The sequence below is a fragment of the Haloprofundus salilacus genome (assembly GCF_020150815.1).
GTDB lineage: Archaea > Halobacteriota > Halobacteria > Halobacteriales > Haloferacaceae > Haloprofundus > Haloprofundus salilacus.
The window spans coordinates 3,086,011-3,112,713 of sequence record NZ_CP083723.1 but is presented as its reverse complement, the minus strand read 5'-3'; the positions used below and the strand labels follow the sequence as shown (position 1 = coordinate 3,112,713).

The 26,703-nt window shown below is 64.7% G+C and carries 26 protein-coding genes, 1 tRNA gene, 1 other RNA gene and 1 pseudogene; 14 read left to right on the top strand and 15 right to left on the bottom strand.

Annotation, left to right across the window (positions count from 1 at the left end; all coding sequences use genetic code 11):
* Nucleotides 1–64: 64 nt before the first annotated feature.
* On the top strand, nucleotides 65–760 hold the full coding sequence (locus LAQ58_RS16105) for a helix-turn-helix domain-containing protein (protein ID WP_224448450.1): 696 nt from the start codon (nucleotides 65–67) through the stop codon (nucleotides 758–760).
* Nucleotides 761–813: 53 nt separating this feature from the next.
* Nucleotides 814–1,167, top strand: coding sequence for a HalOD1 output domain-containing protein (locus LAQ58_RS16100; RefSeq protein WP_224448449.1), 354 nt, complete (start codon nucleotides 814–816; stop codon nucleotides 1,165–1,167).
* Between the two features lie 325 nt (nucleotides 1,168–1,492).
* Here the strand turns inward: LAQ58_RS16100 and LAQ58_RS16095 are convergent.
* The 3 genes from LAQ58_RS16095 to LAQ58_RS16085 all read right to left on the bottom strand — a co-directional run bounded on the left by LAQ58_RS16095 (nucleotide 1,493) and on the right by LAQ58_RS16085 (nucleotide 2,859).
* Nucleotides 1,493–1,566: transfer RNA gene (locus LAQ58_RS16095), tRNA-Lys, on the bottom strand.
* 282 nt (nucleotides 1,567–1,848) lie between these two features.
* Nucleotides 1,849–2,535, bottom strand: coding sequence for a DUF7119 family protein (locus LAQ58_RS16090; protein ID WP_224448448.1), 687 nt, complete (start codon nucleotides 2,533–2,535; stop codon nucleotides 1,849–1,851).
* A gap of 132 nt (nucleotides 2,536–2,667) precedes the next feature.
* Nucleotides 2,668–2,859 (bottom strand): hypothetical protein, encoded by a 192-nt coding sequence (locus LAQ58_RS16085; RefSeq protein ID WP_224450191.1) that lies wholly within the window; start codon nucleotides 2,857–2,859, stop codon nucleotides 2,668–2,670.
* A gap of 303 nt (nucleotides 2,860–3,162) precedes the next feature.
* Between LAQ58_RS16085 and LAQ58_RS16080 the strand changes: the two genes are divergently transcribed.
* The 4 genes and pseudogenes from LAQ58_RS16080 to LAQ58_RS19150 all read left to right on the top strand — a co-directional run.
* On the top strand, nucleotides 3,163–3,480 hold the full coding sequence (locus LAQ58_RS16080; RefSeq protein ID WP_224448447.1) for a DUF8134 family protein: 318 nt from the start codon (nucleotides 3,163–3,165) through the stop codon (nucleotides 3,478–3,480).
* Nucleotides 3,481–3,579: 99 nt separating this feature from the next.
* Nucleotides 3,580–5,346 (top strand): nitrite/sulfite reductase, encoded by a 1,767-nt coding sequence (locus LAQ58_RS16075; protein ID WP_224448446.1) that lies wholly within the window; start codon nucleotides 3,580–3,582, stop codon nucleotides 5,344–5,346.
* Between the two features lie 607 nt (nucleotides 5,347–5,953).
* On the top strand, nucleotides 5,954–6,241 hold the full coding sequence (locus tag LAQ58_RS16070; protein WP_224448445.1) for a DUF6360 family protein: 288 nt from the start codon (nucleotides 5,954–5,956) through the stop codon (nucleotides 6,239–6,241).
* A 141-nt stretch (nucleotides 6,242–6,382) separates the two neighbouring features.
* Nucleotides 6,383–6,541, top strand: a pseudogene (locus LAQ58_RS19150) (hypothetical protein); the annotation flags it as partial.
* 204 nt (nucleotides 6,542–6,745) lie between these two features.
* Here the strand turns inward: LAQ58_RS19150 and LAQ58_RS16060 are convergent.
* A complete protein-coding gene (locus tag LAQ58_RS16060) occupies nucleotides 6,746–7,162 on the bottom strand; it encodes a hypothetical protein (protein WP_224448444.1) in 417 nt (138 codons plus the stop codon).
* Between the two features lie 118 nt (nucleotides 7,163–7,280).
* Between LAQ58_RS16060 and ilvC the strand changes: the two genes are divergently transcribed.
* From ilvC to LAQ58_RS16040, 4 genes are all read left to right on the top strand, one after another.
* Complete coding sequence (gene ilvC / locus LAQ58_RS16055) at nucleotides 7,281–8,351, top strand: ketol-acid reductoisomerase (RefSeq protein ID WP_224448443.1); 1,071 nt, start codon at nucleotides 7,281–7,283, stop codon at nucleotides 8,349–8,351.
* Nucleotides 8,352–8,414: 63 nt separating this feature from the next.
* Nucleotides 8,415–9,374, top strand: coding sequence for an oxidoreductase (locus LAQ58_RS16050; RefSeq protein ID WP_224448442.1), 960 nt, complete (start codon nucleotides 8,415–8,417; stop codon nucleotides 9,372–9,374).
* A 211-nt stretch (nucleotides 9,375–9,585) separates the two neighbouring features.
* Complete coding sequence (locus LAQ58_RS16045; RefSeq protein ID WP_224448441.1) at nucleotides 9,586–9,882, top strand: CPCC family cysteine-rich protein; 297 nt, start codon at nucleotides 9,586–9,588, stop codon at nucleotides 9,880–9,882.
* A gap of 144 nt (nucleotides 9,883–10,026) precedes the next feature.
* Nucleotides 10,027–10,656 carry a VOC family protein gene (locus LAQ58_RS16040; RefSeq protein ID WP_224448440.1) on the top strand — a complete coding sequence of 210 codons (630 nt, stop codon included), beginning with the start codon at nucleotides 10,027–10,029 and terminating at the stop codon, nucleotides 10,654–10,656.
* Between the two features lie 30 nt (nucleotides 10,657–10,686).
* Here LAQ58_RS16040 and LAQ58_RS16035 read toward each other — a convergent pair whose 3' ends face one another.
* Nucleotides 10,687–11,961: an MBL fold metallo-hydrolase gene (locus LAQ58_RS16035; RefSeq protein WP_224448439.1), complete on the bottom strand. Its 1,275-nt coding sequence runs from the start codon at nucleotides 11,959–11,961 to the stop codon at nucleotides 10,687–10,689.
* Nucleotides 11,962–12,114: 153 nt separating this feature from the next.
* Here LAQ58_RS16035 and LAQ58_RS16030 point away from each other — a divergent pair, with 153 nt between their 5' ends.
* Nucleotides 12,115–12,837, top strand: coding sequence for an HAD family hydrolase (locus LAQ58_RS16030; protein WP_224448438.1), 723 nt, complete (start codon nucleotides 12,115–12,117; stop codon nucleotides 12,835–12,837).
* Between the two features lie 247 nt (nucleotides 12,838–13,084).
* Nucleotides 13,085–13,294, top strand: a complete 210-nt coding sequence (locus LAQ58_RS16025) for a hypothetical protein (RefSeq protein WP_224448437.1) — start codon at nucleotides 13,085–13,087, stop codon at nucleotides 13,292–13,294.
* Between the two features lie 62 nt (nucleotides 13,295–13,356).
* Here the strand turns inward: LAQ58_RS16025 and LAQ58_RS16020 are convergent, their stop codons facing one another.
* From LAQ58_RS16020 to rnpB, 5 genes are all read right to left on the bottom strand, one after another.
* Nucleotides 13,357–13,659 (bottom strand): WNWW family protein, encoded by a 303-nt coding sequence (locus tag LAQ58_RS16020; RefSeq protein WP_484494501.1) that lies wholly within the window; start codon nucleotides 13,657–13,659, stop codon nucleotides 13,357–13,359.
* Nucleotides 13,660–13,688: 29 nt separating this feature from the next.
* On the bottom strand, nucleotides 13,689–14,570 hold the full coding sequence (locus LAQ58_RS16015; protein WP_224448435.1) for a hypothetical protein: 882 nt from the start codon (nucleotides 14,568–14,570) through the stop codon (nucleotides 13,689–13,691).
* 43 nt (nucleotides 14,571–14,613) lie between these two features.
* Entirely contained in the window at nucleotides 14,614–15,660 is a 1,047-nt protein-coding gene (locus LAQ58_RS16010; protein WP_224448434.1) for a matrixin family metalloprotease, read from the bottom strand.
* 179 nt (nucleotides 15,661–15,839) lie between these two features.
* Nucleotides 15,840–18,452: a heavy metal translocating P-type ATPase gene (locus LAQ58_RS16005; protein WP_224448433.1), complete on the bottom strand. Its 2,613-nt coding sequence runs from the start codon at nucleotides 18,450–18,452 to the stop codon at nucleotides 15,840–15,842.
* Nucleotides 18,453–18,588: 136 nt separating this feature from the next.
* An RNA gene (gene rnpB, locus LAQ58_RS16000) (RNase P RNA component) lies at nucleotides 18,589–19,003 on the bottom strand.
* Between the two features lie 134 nt (nucleotides 19,004–19,137).
* Here rnpB and LAQ58_RS15995 point away from each other — a divergent pair.
* Both LAQ58_RS15995 and LAQ58_RS15990 read left to right on the top strand, forming a co-directional pair.
* The gene (locus LAQ58_RS15995; protein WP_224448432.1) at nucleotides 19,138–19,740 is read left to right on the top strand and encodes a TIGR00296 family protein; all 603 of its coding nucleotides are present in this window, start codon (nucleotides 19,138–19,140) and stop codon (nucleotides 19,738–19,740) included.
* Between the two features lie 103 nt (nucleotides 19,741–19,843).
* Complete coding sequence (locus LAQ58_RS15990; protein WP_224448431.1) at nucleotides 19,844–20,101, top strand: hypothetical protein; 258 nt, start codon at nucleotides 19,844–19,846, stop codon at nucleotides 20,099–20,101.
* 129 nt (nucleotides 20,102–20,230) lie between these two features.
* Here LAQ58_RS15990 and LAQ58_RS15985 read toward each other — a convergent pair whose 3' ends face one another.
* The 5 genes from LAQ58_RS15985 to LAQ58_RS15965 all read right to left on the bottom strand — a co-directional run bounded on the left by LAQ58_RS15985 (nucleotide 20,231) and on the right by LAQ58_RS15965 (nucleotide 26,633).
* Nucleotides 20,231–21,388: a nicotinate phosphoribosyltransferase gene (locus LAQ58_RS15985; protein WP_224448430.1), complete on the bottom strand. Its 1,158-nt coding sequence runs from the start codon at nucleotides 21,386–21,388 to the stop codon at nucleotides 20,231–20,233.
* A 154-nt stretch (nucleotides 21,389–21,542) separates the two neighbouring features.
* Nucleotides 21,543–22,004, bottom strand: a complete 462-nt coding sequence (locus LAQ58_RS15980; protein ID WP_224448429.1) for a response regulator — start codon at nucleotides 22,002–22,004, stop codon at nucleotides 21,543–21,545.
* Nucleotides 21,994–23,514 (bottom strand): ATP-binding protein, encoded by a 1,521-nt coding sequence (locus tag LAQ58_RS15975; RefSeq protein ID WP_224448428.1) that lies wholly within the window; start codon nucleotides 23,512–23,514, stop codon nucleotides 21,994–21,996. Before LAQ58_RS15975 ends, LAQ58_RS15980 begins: the two co-directional genes overlap by 11 nt.
* Nucleotides 23,515–23,590: 76 nt before the next feature.
* Complete coding sequence (locus LAQ58_RS15970) at nucleotides 23,591–24,952, bottom strand: Hvo_1808 family surface protein (protein WP_224448427.1); 1,362 nt, start codon at nucleotides 24,950–24,952, stop codon at nucleotides 23,591–23,593.
* 124 nt (nucleotides 24,953–25,076) lie between these two features.
* Complete coding sequence (locus LAQ58_RS15965) at nucleotides 25,077–26,633, bottom strand: Hvo_1808 family surface protein (protein WP_224448426.1); 1,557 nt, start codon at nucleotides 26,631–26,633, stop codon at nucleotides 25,077–25,079.
* Between the last annotated feature and the right edge of the window lie 70 nt (nucleotides 26,634–26,703).

Here is a 26,703-nt window from a genome sequence, read left to right as displayed (position 1 = left end):
TTTCTGCGGCAATCGTTCACCGGAGAGTTACCCTTTTCACCGCGAGGGGCCAGAGAGGACCTAGATGAGTCTTATTGGGGAGTTCGTTCTGGATACGCCGATCCTCCAGAAGGCGCTCTCCTCGAAGCCGGGCGTAGTCGCCGAAGTCGAAGATATTCAGACGGACGAGTCCGGGCAGATACAGCTATTCGTCTGGGTGGAGGGTATCTCGACCGAGGAGTTCTCCGCGGCGGTCGACGACGACCCGACGGTGACGAACCTCACCCCGCTGGTCGACGTCAGCGACAGACGCCTCTACCACCTCGAATACACGGAGGTCGGTCAGAGCTTCTCGGCGTATCCGGCGGTAGTCGAACTCGGCGCGATGAACATCGACATGCGGTGGGAGGAGGACACCTGGCAGATTCGGATGCGCTTTCCCGACCGCGCGGCGTTGCAGGCGTATTACAAGCAGGACCTCGAGATGGACGTCGCGCGGCACCTGACGGCGGTGTACAGCGAGGACGACGAACTCCCCGGAGAGACGTTCGGGCTGACGGGACCCCAGCGGGAGATACTCGCGCGAGCGCTCGAAGAGGGCTACTTCGAGATTCCGCGGCGAACGACACTCAGCGAACTCGCGGAGGGAATGGGTATCTCGGCGCAGGCGGCGTCGGTTCGGCTCCGACGGGCGCACAAAGCGTTCCTCCAGAGCGCCCTCGGTAGACTCGACGGGGAGAAGGGCCAGCGGAGACGTTCACGTTCGGCGGACGACATATAAAGGATTGAACACTCAACCGGGGACACTACACCACTGGTCGGTAGAGGTACGGTATGGTCGGGGAGGTCGAATCGACGGAACACTCGAGCGCGGAACGCGGCGTTAGCACCGACAAACACGCGAACGACGCACCGGGAACGTCAGAGGCATGGTATCAACCGAGTGACTCCTTCGATTTGAGCGTCACAATCGTCGGTGCTGTCGCAGAAGCGGCGGGTACGGACCTGTTGAACAACGAGTTCACCCCGCTTTACCACAGTATCGACATCGACGCCCTCGAAACGACACTCTTCGACCCAGATTCGAACCGTTCGCGGAGCGTCCGCGGCGAAATCGCCTTCGACTACGAAGGCTTCGAAGTCGCGGTCCGAACCGACGGACGAATCAGCGTCAGTGCGCAGGACTGAGCGGAGCGTCCGGAGGCACCCCCCTCGTCTCCGTTCGTCGCGACACTGACTGACGGACCGACTTCGTTCGATCAGACGCTGGCTGGCTGTGGCTGCCGGGCACACGTCCGTCTTCTGCGGCACCGAAAGACATGGTTCGTGGTATGCGACTCTGTCGCACACCCGTTTTCGACGTGATTGAAGCAGTGAGCGAAGCGAACCGATGGGAGTTGAACCACGGCCGTCCCGCTCGCTTCGCTCCCTGGTTCAATTCCCTCTGTAGCCTCTCCGTCGCTCACAAAGTGACGAGCACACGAGGTGCTCGTCGTGCTGTTCGCGACAGAAACGGGCTGGGAGGGAGTTGAACCCCCGACCGTCTGGTTAAAAGCCAGACGCTCTGCCTAACTGAGCTACCAGCCCTCGAACTCAGTTACGCGAGAGTGCTGAAAAGTGTTTACATCGGCGGGCGCACGACGACGCGGCGAAATCATCGGGCGTGCGAACGCGTAGGCGGAGTGGAGTCGTCAGTGCGGGCATGAATCTCCGGTCTTTCACCGAGATTTTCTCCGCTTCGACACGACCGGCTGTCGGGACCGACCAAGAAGATTCACTGGCCGAACGTGGAGACGGCGCAGCAGACGATTGCGGCGGCGACGCGGCGGTATCTCGCCGAGAATTAGCGGACGGAGTGAGAGGTCAGCGTCACTCGGACTCGTCGCGCAGGTACGCCAAGAGCGCCTCGCCGAGCACGTCGTCCGGCGTTCGATCCGACAGCGACGCCCGTCGCCGGAGTTCGACGTACGCCTCCGGCGGGAGCGAAACGGAGACCCGTCCGAGTTCGACGCCGTGCTCTCGGAGCGCCTCCTCGACGCTCTCGCCGTCGTTGACCGCGCTTGCGAGGCGTCGAACCTCTCGGACGGTGAGGTCGCCGTCGAGCGTCGCCCACGCTAGCGCGAACCGCGCTTCGCCGGAGACGCGGGCGATGTGTTTCGCCGCGGTGGGCGCGATGTGGCCGAGCGCGACGTGTCGCCGGATGGAGCGCGGGAGGTCGTGAACCCGCGCCCACTTGCGGATGAACGCGACCGAAACGTCGCCGCCGGCGCGTTCGGCCGCCGCTTTGTACGACCCGACCCCGCGGACGAGCGCCGCGCATGCCGCGGCGCCGCGGAGCATGTAGACATTGTCCTCGCTCCCGACCGTCGAATCGGCGAACTGCCGAACCGTCTCGGCGGCGTGGGAGACGCTCTCGGGGTCGTCGGGGTCGAAACCGACGGCTTCGTGCGCCCGATCTCCCGTCACCGCGGGGTCTGAACGGATGACGGGTTCGCCGACCGGCGACGTACGGTCGGCCTCTGACGGCGAGACGTTCGGCGTCGGGTCGTCTCTCATCTACGGTCCGTTAGGCGGGGTCGGTCAAAAACGTCCCGTGCGCTGGTCGGGTGGGCGCGATACCGATGCATCGTCGGTGAGGCGGCGGTCCGCAGCGGCGGGCAGATGTCGGACACGTGTCGGAGAGAGCAGCTACTCCTCGGCAGTCTCGGCGGCGCGAGCGTTTGCTTCGGCTCGACGTTCCGAGAGATGTTCCCAGATTTCGGTACATCCGGCGCCGTCTTCGAGGTCCGAGAGGTGGTCGTCGTCGGTCTCGTCGGTCTCGTCGGGCGACCGTCGGTCGTCGGCGGCCGTCGTCTTCTCGTGCTGCACCGGGTCACTCATCCGCTGCATCGACCTCCTCGTACAGTTCGGGGGCGACGTCGGCGGACGCGTGTTCTCGGTGGGTCGCGTCGGCGTGGAGATGCGTCACAGTTCCCTCTGAGGGCGGCGCCCGAATAAGGGCGTCTTCGGTAGTAAAGCGTGCCAGCACTCCCCGATATGAGAACGGATTGCCGCTACTTCTGACGGTAGAAACGAGCGAATTCGGTCGCTGTCGTCCGGTTTTTCGACTACCGGGCGTCGTAGAGGTTCCGGATGCTTGCATCGACCGACGTAGACAGGTGTACGGGGAACGAAAACCGGTCAGTGACCGTCTCGCTCCGCATCCAGGACGACGGCGCGTGGCTCTCGGTCGACGATCAGCGACGCGTCGGCGTCGGTGAACTGTGGCGCTTCTACGACCCGACGTTCTGCGACTGCGACTTCGCGGACGCGGTCGTCGAGAACCTCGTCGAACCCGGAGTAAACGGCCGCACGGTCGAACTCCGGGCCGTCTGTCAGTGCATCGTCTGCGGGAAGAAAACGACGACCGACTGGCTGCCGGTCGGCCGCGTCGTCGACGGCGAGTGGCGAGATATCGACCGCGACGGCCTCCTCTTGCCGAACGGGAGCCGTCGACCGTAACGGCGACCGCAGCCGGCAACAACATCCTCTTTCGGTGAGCACCGGGGATGGTTGACGGGGCAGCGACTGGTTTAGGCATGCAGGCGATAAGGGAGTCCAATGCCGACCGACGTGGAGCGATGGAAGGACGAGGTGTACGGCAACGAGATCCGGGAGCATCTGTTTGAGTTCGCCGAGACGGGCTGGGACTCGATTCCCGAAGACGAACGCGACGCCTGGTTCGAGCGCTTCAAGTGGTGGGGGCTGTACCACCAGCGGAACGGGCAGGAGAGCTACTTCATGATGCGCATCGGGACGCCGAACGGCGTGCTCGAACCCGGACAGCTACGCGCCGTCGGCGAAATTGCCGACGAGTTCGCCCGCGGTCCCGGGGTCAACCCCGAGTTCGGCGCGGCGTACGCCGACTACACTACTCGCCAGTCCATTCAACTCCACTGGATTCGCCTCGAAGACATTCCGGCCATCTTTGAGAAACTCGACGAGAACGGACTCTCCACGCAGCAGGCCTGCGGCGACTCCTGGCGGAACATCGTCGGCTGTCCCGTCGCCGGTAAGGACAAACACGAGCACGTCGACGCGCTCCCCGTCGCCTTGGACCTCCACGAGACGTACAAAGGACACGAAGATCACACGAACCTCCCGCGGAAGTGGAAGGTGTCAGTGACCGGCTGCCGCGAGGGCTGCGGGCAGGGCGACATCAACGACCTCGCGTACGAACCCGCGACCAAAGACGGCGAGAAGGGGTTCAACGTCCGCGTCGGCGGCGGCCTCGCCCGCAACGAACCGCGTCTGGCCCGCGACCTCGACGTGTTCGTCACGCCCGAGCAAGCCGGCGAAGTCGGCGGCGCCATCTCAGCTTTGTTCCGCGACTACGGCGACCGCGAGAACCGCTACAACGCCCGCGTCAAGTTCCTCGCCGACGAGTGGGGCGCCGAGAAGTTCCGCCGCGTCCTCCAGGAGGAGTACGTCGACTGGGAACTGCCGACCGCGGGCGAGGACCTCCGCGAGGAGTACTCATACAACTCCGGCTACGCGAACGGCGGTCACTCCGACCACGTCGGCGTCCACGAGCAGAACGACGGTAACTACTACGTCGGGCTGAACGTCATGGTCGGCCGAATGGGCGCGGCGGACGTGCTCGAACTCGCCGATCTCGCCGACGAGTACGCCTCCGGCGAAGTCCGCCTCACGCAGCGCCAGAACGCCATCGTCACCGACGTGCCCGAGGAGAACCTCGACGAGTTCCTCGCCGAGGAGCTTCTCGACACGTACTCACCGGACCCACACCCGTTCATGCGCGGTTCCATCGCCTGCACCGGCACGGAGTTCTGCTCGCTCTCCATCGTCGAGACGAAGAACCGGCAGGTGCGCTACGCACGCTGGCTCAAGGAGAACGTGGAGCTTCCGGAAGGAGTCGAGGATTTCCACATCCACCTCTCGGGGTGCACGGCCTCCTGCGCGCAGCCACAGATCGCGGACGTGAGCCTCCGCGGGATGAAGACGCGCAAGAACGGTGAGGCGGTCGAAGCGCTCGACATCGGTCTCGGCGGCGGCCTCGGCGAGAACCCGCAGTTCGCCGACTGGGTCGGCCAGCGCATCCCCGCCGACGAGGTGCCGGGCGCTATCGCGAACCTGCTCGCGAACTTCGAAGCGCAGCGCGAGGGGAGCGAGACGTTCCGCGAGTTCGTCGAGCGCACCGACGAGGAGGCGCTCGCGGACCTCATCGAACCCGAGGAGACCGACTACGAGGACCCGTACATGCACAACACGAAGCTGACGTGGTACCCGTACGCCGAGGACGACGACATGGACGACAGTCCCGCGCCCGCCCGCGCCGACGGGACGCCGATTACCTCGGACGACTAACTCCGACCTTTTGCGCTGCGGGCCGCCTTTAGCGGCCCTCGGCAAAAGCTTTCTTCGCGGCTTCCGTTCTCTCCTCGGCCCGCTCGCTCCCTTCGGTCGTTCGCGTATAGATAGTTGTTTGCAGCTTTGTCAAAATTCTCAACCGTTGATAGGAACCATGTGCTGTATGCAGAGGGTTGATTCAGCAAAGATGGGATCTCAAGGGAATTCCCCTCCATTATATGAGGCCCCCAATTATATAACGAATATTAGTGATAAATAGTTTGCTTTCTCATCGCGTCTCTAGGAGTGATCTGACGATGACAGTACACGTGAACCCGGCAGACGATAGTACAGGTAGAGGCATTCAAGGGCGATTTCACAGTCCCGTATGCCGGTCTGACAAAGCGAGGGACACCCATGACCGCTAAGGATACCCGAGAAACACAGGCCGCTTGGGACGAGATTGCAGCCGGTTTCGACGAGTACGCCACTCCTTTTACTATCACCTTCGCGGAGACTGTGCTTCCGCGAGTTAATCTTCGTCCAGCAATGCGATTTCTGGACGTGGCCGCCGGCATCCACGACGACCCGTCACGCCCATTGTCGACCGGACGCAAGAACGACCATGCCAGACCGACTGCTCCGCGTCAACGCCTACACGACGTTCGACATGCTCGACGCCACCGCGACGGGCCATGAGTTCGAAGAGGAGGCGTTCGCCGTCCTCAACGTCACCGCGCCGCGGAAGAACCCCGACGCCGTGACGCTCGAACTCGAACTGGACAACACCCAGTTAGAGCACCTTCCGCCGCACGCCGACCGCGTGACGCTCACCGCCGAGCAAGCGCGAACGCTCGCCGATGAACTGGAGAAGTACGCCCGGCGCGTCAAGGCGGCGAACGACGACGAGTAACCCCGAGTCGTCTGCGGTTTGGCGGACACGTCCCCCAGCGTCCACAGCGACAGGAACTGTGAGAGCACGACCCAAGGTACAGTACACGATTGTCACGATGAGAGGGCGTACGTTAGACATACGTAGAACCAACCCCCCGCGATGCTACAGTCGGGTGTAGCGAGGCAGGCGCTCGCCGCCGTCGCCTACGTCGGTGTGCTCGGAACCGGCGTCGCCTACGCCGCGTACTTCCTGCCCATCGAGCTGGCGGAGCCGACTCGCGCGAACCTGACGGCTTACGCTGTCCACACGGTGGCGACGCTCACCGGGTGGCTCGTACTGGGCGAGACGGTGACCGAGACGACCGGTCTCGGGTTCGTCGACCTCCTCGGCTTCGCGGTTCTACAGCGCGAACAGGTGATCGACGCGCTCTCGGGGTTCGACGGTTGGTTCCAGGGGGAGGTTGTCTGGACGCCGCACCCATCGAACACGCCGGCAGCGACGACTGAACGGGTTCTTTTTCGCTTACTCCGACTTCCATGCGTCGCTCTCAGCGCGTTCGCGCCACTCCGACTGTTGCTGTCGCTCGGTTACGTGGTCGAGTCCGTCGACGAGTTCGTCGCGGACGTTCGCCTCGTAGTCGGTTATCTCCTGCAGGAAACTTCGCCGGAAGTCGCTGACGATCTCGTACGACCATCGGTCGTCGAGCGCCCCCGACGGGAGGTGTCGGTCCCGGAGTTCGTTAGCTAACTCCTCGTGGCCCGCCGCCCGGAGCTGTTCTTCGGCGTTGGCCATCCGGTCCATCGCGTGCCCGAGGTGGTGGTGGAAGTCGAGCAGCGCGCCGTAGCCGCGGTACACGTACTCGATGCCGACTTGGAACTCGTGGAGCGCCTGCCGCTCCGCTTCCGAGATGTCCTCGTCGATGTCGCCTGCGTGTGGCATACGGGATGTACAGCGAAACGAGGCAAAGTCCTTGGGCTGTAGTGATTCGCTGACGACGTCCGAAAACGCGGACAGCGTCGGCACGAAGCTATTTCCGGAGGTCGTACGCAGAGAGAACATGGCCGACTCCACCGTCTATGACGAATCGGACGCCGACCTCGACGCGCTGGCCGGGCGCACCGTCGCCATCATCGGCTACGGCAACCAAGGGCAGGCGCAGGCGAAGAATCTCCGCGACGCGGGCGTCGAGGACATCGTCGTCGGCAACCGCAAGGACGCCTCGTGGGACGAGGCCCAAGAGGACGGCTTCCCCGTCTACGAGACGAGTAAGGCCGTCTCCGTCGCGAGCGTCGTCTTCCTCCTCGTCCCTGACGAAGTCGCCCCCGCCGTCTACGAAGAACACGTCGAACCGAACCTGGAGGCGGGCGACGTGCTCAACTTCGCTTCCGGTTACAACGTCACCTACGAGTACATCTCGCCGCCCGACGACGTGGACGTCGTGATGGTCGCCCCGCGGATGGTCGGCGCGATGGTCCGCGAACTGTACGTCGACGGCCGCGGCGCGCCTGCGTTTCTCGCCGTCGAACACGATTCGTCAGGAGAGGCGCTCGACGTGGCGCTCGCCATCGCCCACGGCATCGGCGCGACGCGCTCAGGCGTCATCGAGGGAGACTTTGAGACGGAGACGAAACTCGACCTGCTGACCGAGCAGGGGCTGATTCCGGTCATCGCCAACGCGCTCATCGCCAAATGGGAGGTCGAGCGCGAGGCGGGCGCGCCGCCCGAGGCCATCCTGATGGAGCAGTACCTTTCGCAGGAACTGAGCCACATCTTCCGGAAGGCGGCGACGATGGGACTCGTCGAACAGATGCCGTTGCACTCGATGACGAGCCAGTACGGACAGCTATCGGGCATCGACGAGTTCGACCGCGAACCGCTGCGCGAGTTCATGCGCGAGAAGATGGACGGCATCGACGACGGCTCGTTCGCGACGGAGTGGACGCTCCAGCAGCAGGCGGGCTACCCGAAGCTGAAGCGGCTCTACAAGAAGTACCGCGGCCACGAGATGATAGAATCGGAGCAGACAACCATCGACGAGTTCGGACTCGACGAACTCGACGAGGCGGGCGACGCGGCCGGAGCAGACAGCGTGGACTACGCAGACGAGGCGGACGAATCGGAGGACTGAGACGGTCCAGCGAACTGTAATCACGCTACAACGTTCTTTGCGGTCGAGACGCTACGTACAGACATGACGAGAGACGGCTGGACGGCTGCGGACATGCCTCGACTCGACGGACAGACGGTGGTCGTCACCGGCGCGAACAGCGGTCTCGGCTATCACGCGACGCGGGCGTTCGCCCACAGCGGCGCGCACGTCGTCATGGCGTGTCGGGACCTGGAGCGGGGCGAGAAGGCGCGAGCCGAACTCGGCTCTAACCGCCCGAGCGGCGCGCTCGAGCTCCAAAAACTCGACTTAGCCGACCTGGGGTCGGTTCGGACGTTCGCCGAGACGTTCGAGGACGTCCACGACAGACTCGATATCCTCTGTAACAACGCGGGCGTGATGGCGATTCCGAGAAGCGAGACCGAGGACGGCTTCGAGACGCAGTTCGGCGTCAACCACCTCGGCCACTTCGCGCTCACGGGCCTGCTGCTCGACCAGTTCACCGGCGACGACGCGCGAATCGTCACGCAGAGCAGCGGCGTGCACGAGGCGGGCGAGATCGAGTTCGACGACCTGCAGGGCGAGGAGTCCTACGACGAGTGGGGGGCGTACGCCCAGAGCAAACTGGCGAACCTGCTTTTCGCCTACGAACTCCAGCGACGACTGGACGACGCGGGCATCGAGACCGTCCGAAGCGTCGGCTGTCACCCCGGCTACGCGGCGACGAACCTCCAGCACCGCGGACCGGAAGCGAAGGGGTCGACGGCGCGGAAGGTGATGATGCGCGTCGCCAATGCCGTCGTCGCGCAGTCCGCCGAGTGGGGGGCACTCCCGATGCTGTACGCGGCGACCGAAGACGTCGACGGCGGAAGCTACGTCGGTCCCGACGGCCTGATGAACATGCGCGGCCATCCCGCGGTGCAGGAGTCGAGCGACCGGTCGTACGACGAGGTGAGCGCCGGGCGACTCTGGAGCGTCTCCGAGGAACTGACCGGCGTCGAGTACGACTTCGAGGCGCTCGCCGAGATCGAGTCGAGCGAGTAGACTGCCGCCCCGTCGATGCGGTCGAAATCGCTCGCCGGCGACGCTGTCAGAATCGCCTGTCGGCGACACCGTGGGTCCGGCTTTACGAAGATACAACGCACGTCGAATCGCCACTCTCTACCGTGGCGTATCGTGGCGTATCGTCTCGAAGTCGTGATTATCTCACAGACATTCGGGAAAGATTGATATACTCGGGCGTGGACTAATCGGTATGGCTCGACGGCACTCTCGACTGCGAGGGTTCTGTCCGTGCTGTGGGTTCCGGACGCTGAGCCGGGGCGAACGCGGAACGTACGACGCCTGCGAAATCTGCGCGTGGACCGACGACCCCGAGCAGTTCGACTTGGTGAACGCAACTCACGGCGAAAACCCCGACGCGCTCGTCGACGCGTGGGAGAACGTCCAACGCTTCGGCTGGGCGCGTCGCGGACAGCGGCCCGAAACGCTCCGAAACCCGACGACGCGCGACCAGCGGGATCCGGAGTGGCCGTATCGAGAACCGCAGTGAGAGACTGAGACGCACTCGAACGCGAAACTCCGCACTGTTCGACGACGAGACGCGGGACCGCCGGCGGCCGGTACTGACACGCACGTAACCGGGTGACGCTCGCGTCAGCGAGTGTATTTCCGTTATCGGCGACTAGGTAGGGGCATGAGCGACAACCAGTCCGCAAGCGACGTCGAAGTCACCGCCGAACTCCCCGACGCGCCGTTTCACACCGCCGGCGTCGACCACATCACCTTCGTCGGCAGCAACGTCGAGGACACCATCGCGTTCTACCGCGACGTTCTCGGCATGCCGCTGGTGTTGAAACAGCCGAACCTCGATGCGCCGCACGTCACGCACCTCTTCTTCGATACCGGCGACGGCCGGATGCTGACGTTCTTCGTCGAGGAAGGGCGGCAGTCGAACCGTGGTCCGCAGCGGACGCCCCTTGGCGGCGTCCACCACGTCGCCTTCCAGTTCGAACCGGAGCGCATCGAGGAGATAAAGGACGCGCTGGAGGAGCGAGGCCACCACTACAACGAGTTCGACCGCGGCATCTTTCACTCGGTGTACACCACCGACCACAACGGGTTCGTCATCGAACTCTCCACCGACAAGTTCGAAATCCCCGACGAGCGCCGCGGCGAGGTGCTCGCGCTGGCGCAGGCGAAGCGCGTCAAAGAGGGCGCGGAGTACGCCGAGGGCAAGCACCTGAAGCAAGCGCTAGAGGAACTCGGTCTGCCCGCCGAAGAAGTGAACCTCCCCGACGCCGACTCCGGGGCGGGCGGACTGTAAGTTTCGGCGGACTGCGCCGGTCGGCGTAACTCAGACGTGGACCGTCTCGCCGAGTTCCGGCGCGGCGGACTCGAAGCCGTCGTCGCGGAGTTCGGCCGCGAACGCCTCGCAGCGGTCGCCGTGGTTGACCAACACCGGTACGTCCCGGTAGTCGTCGAGGAACGCCCGCAGTCCGTCTCGGTCCGCGTGCGCCGAGAAGTCGTACGCCTCGGTCCGCGCGCTGACTGACATGATGCGGCCGTCGATTTCGGCACTCCCGGTTTCGAGCAGACTCCGGCCGGGCGTCCCCTCGACCTGATAGCCGGTCATGGTTATCTTGTTCACCGGGTTCCGACGAATCTCGGGGATATACGTCATCGCTGGGCCGCCCGAGAGCATCCCCGAGGTGGTGATGATGACCGTGTTCTTGCGGGCGATGCGCTTTCTTTGGCCGTCGCGACCGGTGACGAACCGTGCGTTCGACGTCGCCCGGCGGAGCGCGTCGGCGTCACGGACGAACTCCGGGTAGGTGCGGAGCATCCGGGTGACGCGCTGACCCATCCCGTCGACGTAGCAGTCGATGTCGTGGGCGTCGCAGACGAGCATCAGCTCCTGGGTGCGGCCGATGGCGAACGCCGGGACGACCACCGTGCCGCCCTCCCAGAGCGTCATCTTGACACTCTGTGCGAACTGCTCTTCGACCGTGGCTCGTGTCTCGTGTTCGACGTCGCTGTACGTGCTCTCGCAGACGACGACGTCCGCGTCGGGCCGGGCGGTCGTTCCGGACACCAAGCGCTGGTTGTCGGTGTGGAAGTCGCCCGTGTAGAGCAGGCGCGTTTCGCCGTCGTCGCCGGACTGCGTCCGGCTGCCAGAGAAACTTCGTTTCTCTCTGACGAGGATGTGGGCGCTACCGGGGATGTGGCCCGCGTTGTAGAACGTCACCTCGTGGCCTGCGGCCTCGAACGTCTCGCGGTAGCCATGGGTCTCGGCGACTTCGGTGACGCGCTTGAGGTCGTTTTCGGTGAACGGGCAGTTGTAGGTGCCGCCGTGAAGTTTGAGCGTGTCGCGGGCGAGCGTCATCGCGAGTTCGTACGTCGGCGGGGTCCAGTGGATGGGCGGGCGGGCGTCGCCGGAGAGGAGGGAGGGAATCGCGCCGACGTGGTCGAGGTGGCCGTGGGAGACGACGACCGCCTCGGGGTCGACCGATCCGACGGGGAACTGCGGGGGGTTACCCGTCAGCATCCCGTAGTCGAGGAGGAGGCGGTCGTTGACGAGGATGGCGCTGCGGCCCACCTCGCGCGTGCCGCCGAGAAACTGGAGTCTCATTGGCGTCGCTAACGGGTAGGACGCTTTGGGTCCGTCGGTTCCGTTCGAATCGGCCAGAGGAGAATCCGGGTGCATCATCCCCGAGACCCTCAGGCGGCGACGAGGGGCACATGACGACGAGGGAGTTTTGCCGGATTCGCGCGTAGAACGGGCGTGAACACCCTCGACGCCGTATTGTTCGACCTCGACGGGACGCTCTGTCGGCAAGACCAAGACGGTGAGACCATCTACTACGGCGCGTTCGAGCGGGCGGGCGTCGACCCGTTCGGCGAACCGAGCGACCTCTGGACGGCGCTGGAGGGGCCGCCCGACCCCGACGACCAACTGGGCTATCTGGCGCGCGGGTTCACAATAGTCGCCGCGCAGTACGCCCACAATTCGGAAGACGAGCGTGGAGCGTCCGACCCCGTCGACGCGGACGCGCTGGCCCAGGGCTTTCTCGACGTGGTCGACTACTCGAAAGTGTCGCTGCACCCCGGCGCGAGGGGGGCGCTGGAGCGAGCGCGCGACGTCGGTCCCGTCGGACTCGTGACGAACGGTCCTGAGGAGCGCCAGTCGGTCAAACTGGCGTCGCTCGGCCTCGCGGACGCGTTCGACGTCGTCGTCTACGCGGGCGACATGACGCGTCGAAAGCCGCACCGCGACCCGTTCGACGCTGCGGTCGAGGCGTTCGACATCGACGCCGCGTCGACGCTGTACGTCGGCAACTCGCTGAGATACGACGTCGCGGGCGCGCAGGGCGCGGGGTTGCAGGCGGCGTGGTACGTCGGCGAACTCGGTTCGAACATGGACCCCGACCCCGAACCGTACCGACCTGAGTTCGTTGTCCGCTCGTTTTCGGACCTCGTCGAACTGCTCGACGAGTTAGATGCATGAGCGACGAGACGACCGACCGGACAGAAACCGACGACGTGTTGGCGGCGCTGTCGCGGGCGTGAGAGGCCGCTGCCGCGGCGACGGTGCCGTATCGGCTACGCGTTACATGAGCAAGATCCGAAAGGTTCGTCCCGGCTTAACAGAAAGTTTACAACCCTTAAATCGCAGGTTCAGCCGTGTACCTCGACTCACCCATCACTATTCTGAACGAAATTACGACGAGTCGTTCCGAACCGGGGTGGTCTGTGTGAGCGACGATAGTACGGCCGACCGCGACCACGACCGGTTCACCGGTGCTTGCCCCTTAGAGGAGTGTTCGGAGACCTTCGTCGGTGTCTCGGTCTCGACACTACGAAGACACGTCATCGACGCGCACGGGTTTCTGGCGGTGCTCGACCTTCCCGGGCTGAGTCTCATCCCCGACGAACCTCCGTCGTCGGGACGACAGAGCGACTGACGCGGCTAAAGCAATCGAACCTGCCGAATCGACCGAATCGAACCAGACTCCGCTCGCGGACGCTACTCTTTCGGTATCCAGCGCACCTGATACGGTTCGTAGCCGCCGTAAGCGGCTTCGAGCGCGCCGAGCCACCAATTCCACCGACTCGCGACGCGACCGTCGGGCGCGTCCGAGAGATCGTCGACGATGGCGTCGACGGTGAGCGGGACGCCCCTGTCGGTCTCGACCCGTCCGACGTCGGCGAGGTCGCCGGCCTGTCGGACGACGACGCGGAACTCGGCGTCGGTGCCGTCGAATTCGCGGCGAAGCGCGCTCTCCAGTTCCTCGTGGTTCACACTCGGCGGTTCGCGCGCGACCGACAAGAACGCTCCGCGGCGACGGGGCTCTGGTTCTACGACTTCCACGCGAGAAAGAGAAAGAACGCGCCGAGCAGTCCGAAGATGGTGGTCGCGTAGAACGAGAGCAGCGGATTCGCCACGACCACCACGATAGCCGCCGCAAGACCGACGAACAACAGCCCGAAAATGGCGGAGTAGACCCCGACACCGGGTGCGGACGAATCTTCGTCGCGTTCCGCTGTTCGAATCTCGTCGAAGGTAGCTCGAATCGCCGGGAACTTCGCGGCCGGGAAGACGACGAGTCGCGGCGTACCGAGCGCGAGGCCGTTGAACTGGAGCCAACAGAGGACGTAGTCGCCGACTCGGAACGAGCGGAGTCCCGCGAACGACGACACGTCGTGTCGGAGTTCAGTCTCACCGACGTGCCGAGTGAACGTCGCCGTCCCGGCGTCGACGACGCCCGCCGTTCGTTGTGCCCTATCGACGACGTACAGTCCGACGAGAGTCGCAGCGTACGTGACCGGCAACAGCGGGTGTACAAACACCGACAGGATCGCGACGCCGCCGCCGAGCATCGCCACCGTCACACCGGGTAGCGAGAGCGTCTCGGCGCCTGGAATCAGTTTCACGAGTGACTCGGTGCCGCCGGCGCCGATCGCGGTGACGAAGTAGAGTAACGAGAAGGGTCCGCCGACGATCAGCAGCATCAGAAACACGCCGGCGTAGCCGTCGACCGAGGTACCGAACGCGAAGAACAGCATCCCGACCGCGACGAGCGAGAAAAGCGCGAGGGAGAGTCCGGCGAGTCCGTGTTTGGCGAGTTCCGCGAGTTCGCGTCCGGGCGCGGCGCGCCACTCGACGCGATCGGTGTCGTCGCAGGACGTCGGCGGCGACGACCGGGAGGAGGAGGCCGGAGACGGCGGGAGGGAGGCCATACACCGTCTTCGAAGAGGGGGGAAATGACTGTGTCGGCGACAGTCACTCCCACCAGTCGCTTCGCTTGTCGCTGGGACTGGCGTCCTGGAACGGTTCGGGTTTCTCGGAGGCCTCCTCCGCGCCCAGACCGTAGGCGAACCACGTGCCGACGTGCCAGCCGACGGCGTCGGTGTCGAGGTCGACGAGCGTGATGTCGAGACGGTCGTAGTGCTCCATTTTATCGTCGCCATCGGGGTCCGGCCCGGAGGTGACGGCACATGACCCGGAATCGATGCTAGGGCGGCATGCCGACCCGTCGGCGAAGCGAATCGTCACGTCGGCGTCGTCGGGCGAGTCGACGTACTCGAACGTCAGGTTACCGGGGACGCTCCCGTCAGCACCGTCTTCGTAGTACTCGAACGCCTGGCGAATCTGTTCGCGGGCGCCGTCGGGGTCGGAGGCGTTCTCGGCGTCGACGTGGACGGTGAACTCGGGGTCGGTCCACGGGAACGCCCGTTCGGTCGCGTTCGGTTGCGGTTCGGTGTACAGCACCGACGAGGCGGCCATCACGTCCGCCGGTTTGTCGTCGTGGCCGAGACCGAGCGTGTGGCCGAACTCGTGTTGGAGCACGAGCGTCGTCGACTCGTTTGAGAGACCGGTCCGAACCGAGACGTTCTCGGGGCGCTGAATCTGCCGCGAGTCGGTGATTCGCGGCGCGCACCCGGCGGCGTGGGTGACGTTGTCGCAGCTCGGCACCTCGTCGACGAACTGGACGACAATGTCGGGGTTCTCGGCGTCGGGCGCGACGCGGTAGGAGACGTTGAACCCGGCGTACCGTTCGGCGTTCGTCTCCCAGTAGTTGGTCGCGTCGCGGACGAGGGGCGCGAACTCGCGTCCGGGTTCGCCGCGGTTATCGATGGCGACGACTATCGGGTCGTCGCCCCACGGATTCGCGCCGGTGTCGGCCGTCGCACCGCCGCGTTCGGTCGACGTCGAGGAACTGCCGGGGAGCGGCACGTCGGACGAACTTCCCCCGTCGGTGAGGGGACCGAGACACCCCGCGACGAGGAGGAGAGCCACGACAGCGAGCGTTTGCAGTCGAGACGGCATACGTGGTGAGTTGCTGCAGGCGAACGTATGAGCGTTGCGACCCTCCGTTTGTGCTTACACTTGGAACGGAGAACAAGTTCGAGACAGACGACGAAAACGGCAGGGTCGAAACCAGGAACGAAGCTGGGAAAAGTCGCGAGTGTGGGAATTCCCGATTTACGAGACTAGCGCGAAACGTCTCAGTCGGCGCTTCGGGCGGCGACGGCCTCCGGCGCGCTGTCCTCCGGTTGGACGTTGGCAAGTCGGAGCGCGTTGCCCGTGACGCCGAGGCTCATCCCCATGTCGCCGATGACGACGGCGTGGATGACCTGCACGATTCCGAGCGGCGCGCCGACGGCGAGAATCGCCTTGACGGCCAGCGAACTCCAGATGTTCTGGCGGATGACGCGACCGGCGCGCGTCGAGAGGTCGTAGAGGTACGGCATGCGCGAGAGGTCGTCGCCCATCAGCGCCACGTCCGCCGTTTCGAGCGCCGTGTCCGTGCCGGCCGCGCCCATCGCTATGCCGACGGTAGCGGTGGCGAGCGCGGGCGCGTCGTTGACGCCGTCGCCGACCATGGCGACGTGTTCGTACTCCTCGCGCAGTGCGTCGACGGCGTCGACCTTCTGTTCGGGGAGGAGGTCCGCGCGAACGTCGTCGACGCCGACCTGCTCGCCGATGACGCGAGCGGTGTGCTCGTTGTCGCCGGTGAGCATCACGACGCGTTCGACGCCGAGTTCGTGGAGTCGGGCGACGGCGCGCTTGGCCTCCGGACGAACGGTGTCGGCGATGGCGACGACGCCCTCCAGTTCGTCTTCGGTGCCGACGACGATGACCGTCTTGCCCTCGGCCTGGAGGCGTGGAATCGTCTCGTTGACGAGGTCGAGGTACGCGCCGTGCGTGCAGTCTTTCGTCTCGGTCGCGACTTCCTCCGCGACGACGCCCCCGTCGGCAATCCCCCCGTCGGTCTCGACGTGGGCGTGTTCGAGGTCGAACCCGAGGTCGCCGAAGAGACCGGGTTTCCCCGCGTAGTGGGTCCGGCCGTCGAGGTTCGCCTTCACGCCCTTGCCGGTGATGGACTCGAAGTTATCGACGTCGCGGTCGGCGACGCCCTCGCGTTCAGCGTGGTCGACGATGGCCGTCGCGATGGGGTGCTCGCTGCGCTGTTCGACGGCACGGGCGCAGCGGAGGACCTCGGTCTCGTCGTTGCCGTTAAGCGCGATGACATCGGTGACGCCGAGTTCGCCCGTCGTGAGCGTCCCCGTCTTGTCGAAGGCGACGGCACGGACGCGACCCATCGATTCGAGGTGCTGGCCCCCCTTGATGAGCACGCCGTTGCGCGCAGCGCTCGTGATACCGGAGACGACAGAGACGGGCGTCGAGATGACGAACGCGCAGGGGCAGGCGATGACCAGGAGCGTCAGACCGCGGGTGAACGCTTCGCTCCACCCGACGCCGAGGACGAACGGCGAGGCGACCGTCGTCACGACGGCGGCGGCGACGACGACCGGCGTGTAGTAGTTCGCGAAGCGGTCGACGAACTGCTCGCTCTCGGTCTGGCCGCGCTGGGCGTCCTCGACCATCTCGATGACCCGCGAGAGCGTCGACTCGTCGGCGGTCGCGGTCGTCTCCACCTCCAGATAGCCCTCGGCGGCGATGCTCCCGGCGAACACCTCGTCTCCGGGTGCCTTGTCCACCGGAACCGACTCGCCCGTGATGGGCGACTCGTCGACGGCGCTCTGGCCGTCGGTGACGGTGCCGTCGAGTGGCACCTTCTCGCCTGGACGGACGACCACCGTCTCGCCGACGGCCACGTCCTCGACGGGGGCTGTGGTCTCTTCACCGTCTCTCAGCACCGTCGCCGTATCGGGCGACAGTTCCATCAGCGTCTCCAGCGAGTTGCGCGCACGGTCCATCGAGTACCGTTCGAGCAGTTCGGCGACGCTGAACAGCACCGCGAGCGTCGCCGCCTCGAACGGCAGACCGACGAGTATCGCGCCGACGACGCCGGTTCCCATCAGGAAGTCGATATCGAGGCTGCGATTCTTCGCGGAGTAGTAGCCGTTGCGGACGATCTCCTGTCCGGCAACCGCAGCCGCACCGAGGAAAAACAGCCACGCCACCGTCACGTCGTAGCCGAGGGTGAACAGCGTCGAGTCCAGTCCCGGCAGCACCCACTCGAAGAGGACGCCGCCGAGAAGGAGGACGGCCCCGGCCCACGTCTTGAGCGCGCGGCTGGTTCGCCAGATCGAGTCCGTCGAGTCCGTGGTCTCCTCGACCGAGTAGCCCGCCGACTCGACGGCGGCGACGAGGCCGCCGCGGGAGACGCGGTCCGGATCGTACGTCACCTCGACGCGGCCGGTGGTCGGCTGCGTCTCGACGGCGACGATTCCCGGCGTCGACTTCAGAGCGTTCTCGACCTTTCCGGCGCACGAGGGACAGTCCATCTCCGGCACCGAGAGCGTCTCTCGGGCCGTCGTCTCGACGGTGTAACCCGCGGCCTCAACCCGCTCGCTGACCGCCTCGGGCGTCGTTCGTTCGGGGTCGTAGTCGACGAGCAGCGTACCGGTCGTCGGTTGCGGGTCGATTCGGTCGACGCCGTCGAGCGTCTCGACGCTGCGCTCGACCTTCCCGGCGCAGGAGGGGCAGTCCATCTCCGGCACAGAGAGACGGAGCGTCGCCTCGTCGCCGTCGCCGCTCTCGCGAGTCGTAGAAGAAGACGCGTCGTGACGGCGTGGCGAGTCGGAGGCATGGTCGTCGTGCGCCGAGCAACACCCACAGTCGTCGGTGTTGTCCGGGCGTGAATCAGTCATTGTCTCGACGTAGTCGACGCAAGCTTATTAATCGAACTACCATAATCGGGGGTGGAGTTACGTCTCTGCTATTACTGGTACGGGTTTCGGTTAATAATCCGGGGGGCGGACGGGCGCGTCGCTCGGCGCGAAAAGCGGCTGAGAGGAGTAAGCCCCCTTCTGTTCGCCCCGACATTCGGCTGAGCGTCCGCGTCCGTCGTCCGAACTACCGTGCGACCTGTGGGCGACGCACGAATCGCGTCGCCCGCAGACCGCGTGGCGCGGACTTGCACCGGTGAGGTTTCGCCGTTCCATCCGTTCTCGGCCGTCCATCCTCGGTGGGTTAACTCTCCTTCCTTACGGTCAGATTCGCGCACCGCTCCGGCGGTGAGGCCGGAGCGAGCTTTACACGTCATCGGTCGGACCGAGTGGTCTCGTTTCTGTTCCAGAGCCAGCCGTCTCCGACTCCGGGCTTGCGCCCGGTCACCCGTTCGGACGGTGGGGGGACTTTCCTCATGTCCCAACGGCGCGCGAGGCGCGTCGCGGGTCACGGTGGTCGGGCTCTCTCTGCCGAGTTGGCATAGCCTCAGGAGTCGAATAAGTCGTTCGGTCGGATTTTGCGCCGTTATGCGGGCATTAAAATCCGTCAAAACGGTGTCTTGTGTGAAGGGAAGCGTTCAAGTCAACAGCACTCCTGAATGGTTGTATGTCCGAGGCGCAGACCATACGCCTCTCCTACGAGGATGGGGCTCGGGCCGTCGAACTCGCTCGAGAGTCGGTCGAATCGTTCGTCTTGCACGGCCAACGAGAGCAACCGGGGAGCATGCGTGACGCGTTCTATGCTCGAACGGGCGCGTTCGTACGGCTACAGTCCACACGTGGACGACGACAACTCCGCGGGTGTGCAGGAGCGTATCGAGGGAAAGACCAACTCGGCCACGCGATAGTCGACGCCGCCATCCAAGCGGCGTCGGGCGACTCGTGTGGCTCGGAAGTCGAACCGCCCGAACTCCCGAATCTGAACATTTCGGTCTGCATCGTCAACGACCACATCCTCACCAACGACCCACTCACTGACCTCGAACTCGGTACCCACGGGGTCGCCGTCGACAGCGGCGGGCAGCACGGCTGGCTCTACCCGACGATTCCCGTCGAGAACGGCTGGAGCAAGGAGGAGTACCTCACGCGCGTCTGCCGGAAGGCGCGTCTCTCCCCGTTCGCGTGGCAGGACGAAGAGACGATGGTGACGCTGTTCGAGGGCCAAGTGTTCCGCGAGCGGTCCGACGGCGGTAGCGTCCAGGAACTCTGAGTCGGTTCCGCTTTTTCCTCACCGACGCGACCCAGCGACCCACTCGACCGCGCCTCTAGCAGCCTCCGATAAACTCTTTTCGCCGTTGTCAGGCGCGGAATATATGATGGACAAGTCAGTAAGGGGACCCTACTCGGAGTTCCGTTACTCGCTTCGCTTCCTCCCGCACGCACTCGTCCTCGCAATCGGCTCAGCGTTCGTCGGCGTCGCCGTTGCGGGCGTCCTCGCGAGACTGCAGAGCGTCTGGTTCCCGGTGTACTCGGGCGTCGTGCTGCTCTGTCTCTTTCTCGGCGGCGTGGTCGCGAGCGCGCTCTCCGTCGTCGCTGTCGCGCGTCGACTGCTCGGCGACGCGGAGACGTAACGGCCGCCTCAGCGGCACTGCTCCGAGTCGCAACCGTCGCGCGACGCTCCGCCTCGTTCGGTCCGTTCCTCACGCCTGAACAACGCCGTCGCACCCGACACCAGCGGCGAGAGGATCTTCTCGCCGTTCTCACTCCGCGCCGAAGCCGGTTCGCGCCGCGTCGGCCAGCGCACGTTCGGCGGCCGCGTCGATGTCGAACGACCGGACGACTTCGCCGCCGCGAACCAGCGGTTCTAAGAGCGATTCGCCGTCGACTGGAGCGTCCGCGCCGCGGAGACCAACGTGGTGGCGGCCGTCGGGCGTCCGATACACTTCTTTGACGCCCGAGAGCTTTCCGCGTTTAGCGATAGCCTCGCCCTCGATTTCGACGATGTCGAGCGCGAAGTCGACGGGGTCGGCGTTCGAGACGTAGCCGCCGACGCCGAAGCCGTCGACCACGTCGCGGAGCTGTCGGAGGTCCGCCGGGCCGAGACCGCCGCTGACGAAGATGTCGATGCCGTCGACGTCGCGGGCCTCTAGTTCCCAGCGAACCTCGCGGACGATGTGGCGGAAGTCGCCGCGGCGCGAACTCGTCGTGTCGAGGCGGACGCCCGAGAGCCGGTCGCCGAGCACCTCCGCCGCCCGAACGACCTCGTCTTTCTCGTCGGAGAAGGTGTCGCAGAGCGCGACGCGCGGGACGTCCTCGGGAACCGCCTCGTCGAACGCCCGCCACGCTTCCTCCTGATTGCCGCGGCCGAAGCAGAGCAGGAGCGCGTGGGGCATCGTCCCGCTAGCCTCCCGGCCGAGCACGTCGCCGGCGGCGACGTGCGAGAAGCCGTCGAGTCCCCCGAGGAGGGCACTCCGCTCGACCATCGCCGCGATGGAGGGGTGGACGTGGCGCGCGCCGAACGAGAGCACGTTCGACTCCGGCGCGGCGACGCGCGTCTCCAGCGCGGCGGTGGCGACGCCGGAGGCGTGAGAGAGAAAGCCCAGAAGCGACGTCTCGAAGCGGGCGAAGTCGAGGTAGTTACCTTCGATGCGCATCACCGGGCCGCCGTCGAACAGCGCTCCCTCGGGGAGCGCGTCGACGCGCACGCCGAGCGAGGCCAACAGCGCGGCGGCGTCTTTCACGCCAGCGAGTAACTCGAACTCTCCGGAGGGAAACTGGTCGGCGGTGACTTCGGCGACGACGGCGGGGTTTTTGCCCGCGTGCCGGAGCGTCGTCTCGGTTCGGTCGAAGTAGGCGTCGGTCGCGCGGCCCTCGCGGATGGCCTCCGGACCGACGATGTCGAACTCGCTGTCGCTCATGGCGTCGGGTTCGGCGGGCGACGCAAAAAGTCACCCTGTTGTGCGTCGGGCGGTGTGAAGAGGGGATACGCGTACGAGCGAAGTGAGGAACGGCTCTGTTGAAACCCTCACTCGGTGAGAGTGTGACGAGGCCATGTTGAATACAGCGCGCTTCTCAATCAAGATCTGTGTCAGTCGGCAATCGCATGATTGAGAGCCAAAACCGCTCTAACTCCTGTATCATGTCGATGAATTCGATGGGATCGACCGGCTTCGTCAGGTACCCGCTTGCACATAGTTCGTAGGACTTGACGACGTCCATTTCGGCTTCCGAACTCGTGAGGACGATGACTGGAATGCGCCGGCGGTCAGGGTTCTCGTGAAGTTCTTCGAGCACCTCGTCCCCGTTCTTTCGGGGGAGGTTGAGATCTAACAGCACGAGGTCGGGCCGAGGTGCGTCGGCGTAGTCGTTTCGTTGAAAGAGGAAATCGAGGGCTTCGACACCGTCTTCGACGACGTGGAGCGTGTTCACGATCTGCCCATCTTTGAATGCCTCTTTCGTGAGGCGGATGTCGCCAGGATTATCCTCAACGAGGAGTATGTCGACCGGCTCGGCGCTTCTGGGCTCACTCGACATGTTCATCCCTCACCGGAAGGGTAAATGAAAACGTCGCTCCCTCGCCAGGCTCGGACTCTACCCAGATTTCGCCGCCGTGACGTTCGACGATCCGCTCGCACAGTGCCAGGCCAATACCCGAGCCCCCGTGGTCGTTCTGGGAGTGGAGCCGCTGAAATACCTCAAAGATGCGATCTTGCTCGTCTGGCTCGATCCCTATCCCCTCGTCCCGAACCGACACTTCCCACATCGAACTGTTCCGGTCGGCGGAAATATGCACCTGTGGCGGCTCGTCTCCGCTATATTCGAGCGCGTTGCTCAATAAGTTTTGAAACACCTGACGCAACTGACGTTCATCTCCCGCCACACAAGGCAGCTCCTCTATGTCTACGTCGGCATCACTTTCGGTTATACGCACGTCGAGGTCGTCGCACACGTCTCTAACCACTTCGTTGAGGTCGACCGGTTCGAGCGGCTCCCCTTGGTGCTCCACACGTGAGTACGCCAGTAACCCCTGAATCATGTCACGCATGCGGTCGGCCCCGTCGATGGCGAACTCGAGGAACTCTTCGGTCTCTTCTGTCAGTTCTTCGTCGGCTCGGTCCTCGATCAACCGCAGATAACTCGAAACCATCCGAAGCGGTTCTTGGAGGTCATGGGAGGCACCGTAGGCGAACTGTTCGAGCCGCTCGTTGGACTCTTCGAGCCGTTGTTCGCGCTCGACACGGTCCGAAACGTCACGCCCGATGCCTGCCAGAACAGAGTTCCCGGACGTATTCTCGAGCGTGGATCCGACGAACTCAAAGGGGACGGTATCGCCGTCCTTGGTGCGTAGCTCGAGCTCTACATCCACCGAGCCACTCTCGAAGCCTTTGTGGATTGCAGCCACGGCTGCATCACGGTCGTCGTCCTCGAAGAAGTCGGCTGCAGTCATTGATGATATTTTCTCGTCCGTGTAGCCAGAAACCTCCGAGAGGCTTTGGTTCCACCGTTCGAGAGATCCATTTTCGTCTAAAACATAGAACACATCATCAATTGTGTCGAGAACGTCGTCGGTGTACTGCTGGTGTCGTTCTAGGCGCTCGTTCGAGGTTTCCAGTTGATCGACCGTCTCTTGGAGTTCGAGTTGCCGTGTTTTAGCCCGCGCGTCGTACCTCCCTGCGCCGAAGCCCGCGAGACTGCCCAGTGCTGTGAGCAAGAGTGTATTTCCGACGATATTTGGATCGTCACTCGCAAGAACGATAGGAATCATGATGGCGAGACCTCCCACAATGCCGCGGAGACACCACTTGCCGACAGTAGGATAGAGTTCGGGACGGATGTCAGTTTGGGGCAACCGGTAGCCACCGTACGACAGGACGAGACCGGGGATGCCGACTAGAATTCCAAGGACGACCCAGGTTTCGGACGAGCCATCGTCGACGATAGGGAGGAACGGATAGATGGCTACGAGTGCGACGAAAATTCCACCGAGGGCTACGATGAATTTCCGCCCTGTAACGCCAGCATAGGTCCGTTTCCTAAAACCCATTACCTGTAGTCCAGAGAGAGGGACTCTTATAGTGTTACTATGTAGAATTCGCTGAGATAATCCATCTTTCCTTGCGTCAGTCCGACGCGTGAACCTCGTCCAACTGTCCGGTCGTCGGGGCGTTGACGATAGTGACCGTCGTTCCGTTCTGCCGCACCCGGAATGCGTCGCCAAACGGACTGTCGTCGTCGACGCGGTAAACGCCGTCGCCGACTTGCTCCGCGTCGAGTCGGGTCGTCAGCGTCGCGCGGTAGGCGTCGGCGAACTCGCGGGCGTCTTTCTGACTGTCCCACTCGCTCTGGAACACGTAGCCGTACTCGCCGTCGTCGCTCTCGTAGGGGACGATGGCGTCGCCGGCCCAACCTTCGGTCGCCGGGTGCGAGTAGTTGTACGGCGAGAACTCGTCGGGGCTGTTCTGGAGGCTCTCCCGGTCGATGTAGCCGTTCTGCCAGAACATCGCGTACAGCGACGCCTCGCCGACGGTGTCGGCGACGGGTTTGGTGTCGAACCGCGACCACTCTGTGGAGGAGCGGTCGTCGACGCTGACGTTCGCGGGCGTCTCGTTCGGATACTTCGGCGGGTGGATTATCTGCTCGGTGCTCCGGGGTTTGTCCTCGTAGACGGCGTTGACGGCGTCCCAGCCGCCCCGTTCGTAGAGCGTGTGGACGAACTGCGGGCCGTCGGCGTACGGCGCGTAGATGGTGAGGAAGACGCCCGGCGCACCGGTGTCGCCGCCGCCACCGCCGCCGCCGTTATCGGGGCGGGGGACGCAGTCCCACTCGGTGCCGCAGCGCCGCTCGTACAGCGTCTCGGTGTAGCGGGCGTCGCCCTCGACGATGCCGTTCCGCGCGAGTTGGCCGTCCTGAGTCACCGGACTGCCTTCGAGTCCGAACTGCTGGTCCTGGAGCGCGTGGACGAGTTCGTGCGCCAGCGTCGTCCGGTCGATGGTCGGCGTCTCCGAGTCGCTGACGATGACGATGCGGTCCTCGCTCGGCGAGTAGTAGCCCAGCACCGAACCGCCGTAAACCGAATCCATCACGTCCGAGACGTTGCGGTCCTCGCCGACGAGCAGCAGCGACTCCCACACCTGGTTGTTCCACGCCTCGTACTTGGGGTCGCTCGCGCCGCCGCTTTGCTGTCTGTACTCCTCGCGGGTGATCACTTCGACCGGAACCGGCTCCTCGAACTCCAGTCCGCGAATCTTCTCGACGCGGGCCATCGTCCGGGCGACGAACGCCTCGCGTTCGCTCTCGTTGAGGCCGTCGGACTGGTCGATGTTCAGCGGGTCGTCGTAGGCGTAGCCGTTCTCCCACCCGAGGCGGTCCTCGTCGTTGGCGTGGCCGAAACCGTCGCCGAGCGCCGAGCCGTCCGTCAACGGTGCCGCGCACCCGGCGAAAACGAGACAGACGACGAGTGCGAGCGTGATACGCGTATGCACACGTCCACGTAGCGGCGAGTAGCGAAAAGCGTTCCCACAGGGCCACGTGTCGGGAGGTGTCGACACCGGAGACAGCGTGCGCCGAATCGAGGCGACGCATCCGGGTCGAAAACGACGCTCGGGGTTACGACTGCGACGACCGGACGTTCGACAGTTCGTCTACCGTCGGCGCGTTGACGATGTAGACGGTGTCGCCCTGTTGGACGACACGGAACGCGTCGGCGAACCCGTTGTCACCCTCGTCGATGCGGTAGACCGTCCCCGGTCCGGACGCATCCTGGACTTTCTCGGCGCTGCGGAACTGTAAGACTCGTTCGTAGCCGTCGAGGAACTCGGTGGCCTGCGAGGAGTTGTCCCAGACGAGTTTCCAGACGTAGCCCGTCTCGCCCGCGTCGTTCTGGTAGGCGACGAAGCGGTCACCTCGGAACCCGTCCGTGTAGGGGTGGTCGTAGTTGAACGGGTCGAACTGCTCGACTTCGCCGCTCTCGTTGAGGTTGTACCAGTGACGGGCGGGGATTATCTGCGTCTGTCCCCGCGTCTCGTAGATGGGGTAGACGAGCATCGCGTTCACGCCCGCCTCGCCGAGTTCGCCGTAGTTCGGCCGTCCCTCCGGTTCGAGTCGCTGCCACGTCCCGCTCGTCCGGTCGGTCACCTTGGGTTCGACCGGTTTGTCGTCGGGGTAGCGGTTCGGGTGGATTACCTGCTCGGTGCTCGCCGGCGGGTTCTCGTAGGCGGCGTTGACCGCCTCCCACCCGCCGCGTTCGCGGAGCTGTCGGACGAACGCCGGACCGTCGCTGTACGGCTGGTACTGGATGAGGTACGGTCCATAGTTGGCGAGACCACCGCCGCCGCCTCGGGCGCTGTCTTCGAGGCAGTCCCACTCGGCGTCGCAGCGCTGTTCGTACAGCCAGTCGACGTAGTTACCGTCCCCCTCGACGATGCCGTCGACGGCGTTGTGTTTCTCGCGCGTCGACTGGTTGTAGCTCGTGAGGTCGAACTTCTGGTCCTGGAGCGCGTGGAACAGTTCCTGCGAGAGCGTCACCTCGTTCAGTTTCGGCGAGGTGGTGTTCTCGCTGACGATGACGATTTTCTCGTCTGCAGGGCTGTAGTAGCCGCCGACGGAGCTCCCCGTATTGGTGTTCTGGACAGCGATGGAGTCGGTCGACTCGTTTATCATGAACAGCGCCTCGAACTTCGCGTTGTCGAACGCGCGGCGCTGCGGCGGATAGTCCGCGCTATTGCCGGACGACTGGTTACGGAACTCCGCCCGCGAGATGACTTCGACGGGGACCGATCCCTCGAACTCCAGACCACGGATGTACTCGACGCGCGCCATCGAGCGGTTGACGACCGCGTTGAGTTCGGACTCGTTGAGACCGTCCGACTGGTCGACCGAGAGCGTCTCATTGTACCAGTAGCCGCCCTCCCAGCCGAGTTTGTCGGAGTCGGGATCCGGCGGGTTCTCGGCCATCGCGTCTCCGCTGTCGGAGCCGGGCGCGTCACCGGCCGGCGGGGCGTCGTCGGTTGAATCGACGCCGTCGGCCGAGTCGGAGGTTCCGGAGGTGTCGTCCACTGCGTCGGTACCGTCGGGCGTCGCCGTCGGGTTCTCAGAACCGACGAATCCGGCGCACCCCGACAGCACCATCAACACGGCGACCACGACCGCGAGTGTACGTCGCATACGTCCTCAACGAATTCGAGTGTGAAAAGCGGTCGGCCGGGCGTCAGCGTTTGCGAAATCGCCGAAAGTC

Bases quoted from the DNA above. Each gene is read 5' to 3' on its own strand.
- LAQ58_RS16045 (WP_224448441.1), top strand. From the start codon at position 9,586: ATGGCTCGACGGCACTCTCGACTGCGAGGGTTCTGTCCGTGCTGTGGG.
- LAQ58_RS16060 (WP_224448444.1), bottom strand. From the start codon at position 7,162: ATGCCACACGCAGGCGACATCGACGAGGACATCTCGGAAGCGGAGCGG.
- LAQ58_RS16070 (WP_224448445.1), top strand. From the start codon at position 5,954: ATGCCAGACCGACTGCTCCGCGTCAACGCCTACACGACGTTCGACATG.
- LAQ58_RS16100 (WP_224448449.1), top strand. From the start codon at position 814: ATGGTCGGGGAGGTCGAATCGACGGAACACTCGAGCGCGGAACGCGGC.
- LAQ58_RS16005 (WP_224448433.1), bottom strand. From the start codon at position 18,452: ATGACTGATTCACGCCCGGACAACACCGACGACTGTGGGTGTTGCTCG.
- LAQ58_RS16010 (WP_224448434.1), bottom strand. From the start codon at position 15,660: ATGCCGTCTCGACTGCAAACGCTCGCTGTCGTGGCTCTCCTCCTCGTC.
- LAQ58_RS15990 (WP_224448431.1), top strand. From the start codon at position 19,844: ATGATGGACAAGTCAGTAAGGGGACCCTACTCGGAGTTCCGTTACTCG.
- LAQ58_RS16015 (WP_224448435.1), bottom strand. From the start codon at position 14,570: ATGGCCTCCCTCCCGCCGTCTCCGGCCTCCTCCTCCCGGTCGTCGCCG.
- LAQ58_RS15995 (WP_224448432.1), top strand. From the start codon at position 19,138: ATGTCCGAGGCGCAGACCATACGCCTCTCCTACGAGGATGGGGCTCGG.
- LAQ58_RS16090 (WP_224448448.1), bottom strand. From the start codon at position 2,535: ATGAGAGACGACCCGACGCCGAACGTCTCGCCGTCAGAGGCCGACCGT.
- LAQ58_RS16035 (WP_224448439.1), bottom strand. From the start codon at position 11,961: ATGAGACTCCAGTTTCTCGGCGGCACGCGCGAGGTGGGCCGCAGCGCC.
- LAQ58_RS15975 (WP_224448428.1), bottom strand. From the start codon at position 23,514: ATGGGTTTTAGGAAACGGACCTATGCTGGCGTTACAGGGCGGAAATTC.
- LAQ58_RS16050 (WP_224448442.1), top strand. From the start codon at position 8,415: ATGACGAGAGACGGCTGGACGGCTGCGGACATGCCTCGACTCGACGGA.
- LAQ58_RS16105 (WP_224448450.1), top strand. From the start codon at position 65: ATGAGTCTTATTGGGGAGTTCGTTCTGGATACGCCGATCCTCCAGAAG.
- LAQ58_RS15965 (WP_224448426.1), bottom strand. From the start codon at position 26,633: ATGCGACGTACACTCGCGGTCGTGGTCGCCGTGTTGATGGTGCTGTCG.
- LAQ58_RS15980 (WP_224448429.1), bottom strand. From the start codon at position 22,004: ATGTCGAGTGAGCCCAGAAGCGCCGAGCCGGTCGACATACTCCTCGTT.
- LAQ58_RS15985 (WP_224448430.1), bottom strand. From the start codon at position 21,388: ATGAGCGACAGCGAGTTCGACATCGTCGGTCCGGAGGCCATCCGCGAG.
- LAQ58_RS16040 (WP_224448440.1), top strand. From the start codon at position 10,027: ATGAGCGACAACCAGTCCGCAAGCGACGTCGAAGTCACCGCCGAACTC.
- ilvC (WP_224448443.1), top strand. From the start codon at position 7,281: ATGGCCGACTCCACCGTCTATGACGAATCGGACGCCGACCTCGACGCG.
- LAQ58_RS16085 (WP_224450191.1), bottom strand. From the start codon at position 2,859: ATGAGTGACCCGGTGCAGCACGAGAAGACGACGGCCGCCGACGACCGA.
- LAQ58_RS16075 (WP_224448446.1), top strand. From the start codon at position 3,580: ATGCCGACCGACGTGGAGCGATGGAAGGACGAGGTGTACGGCAACGAG.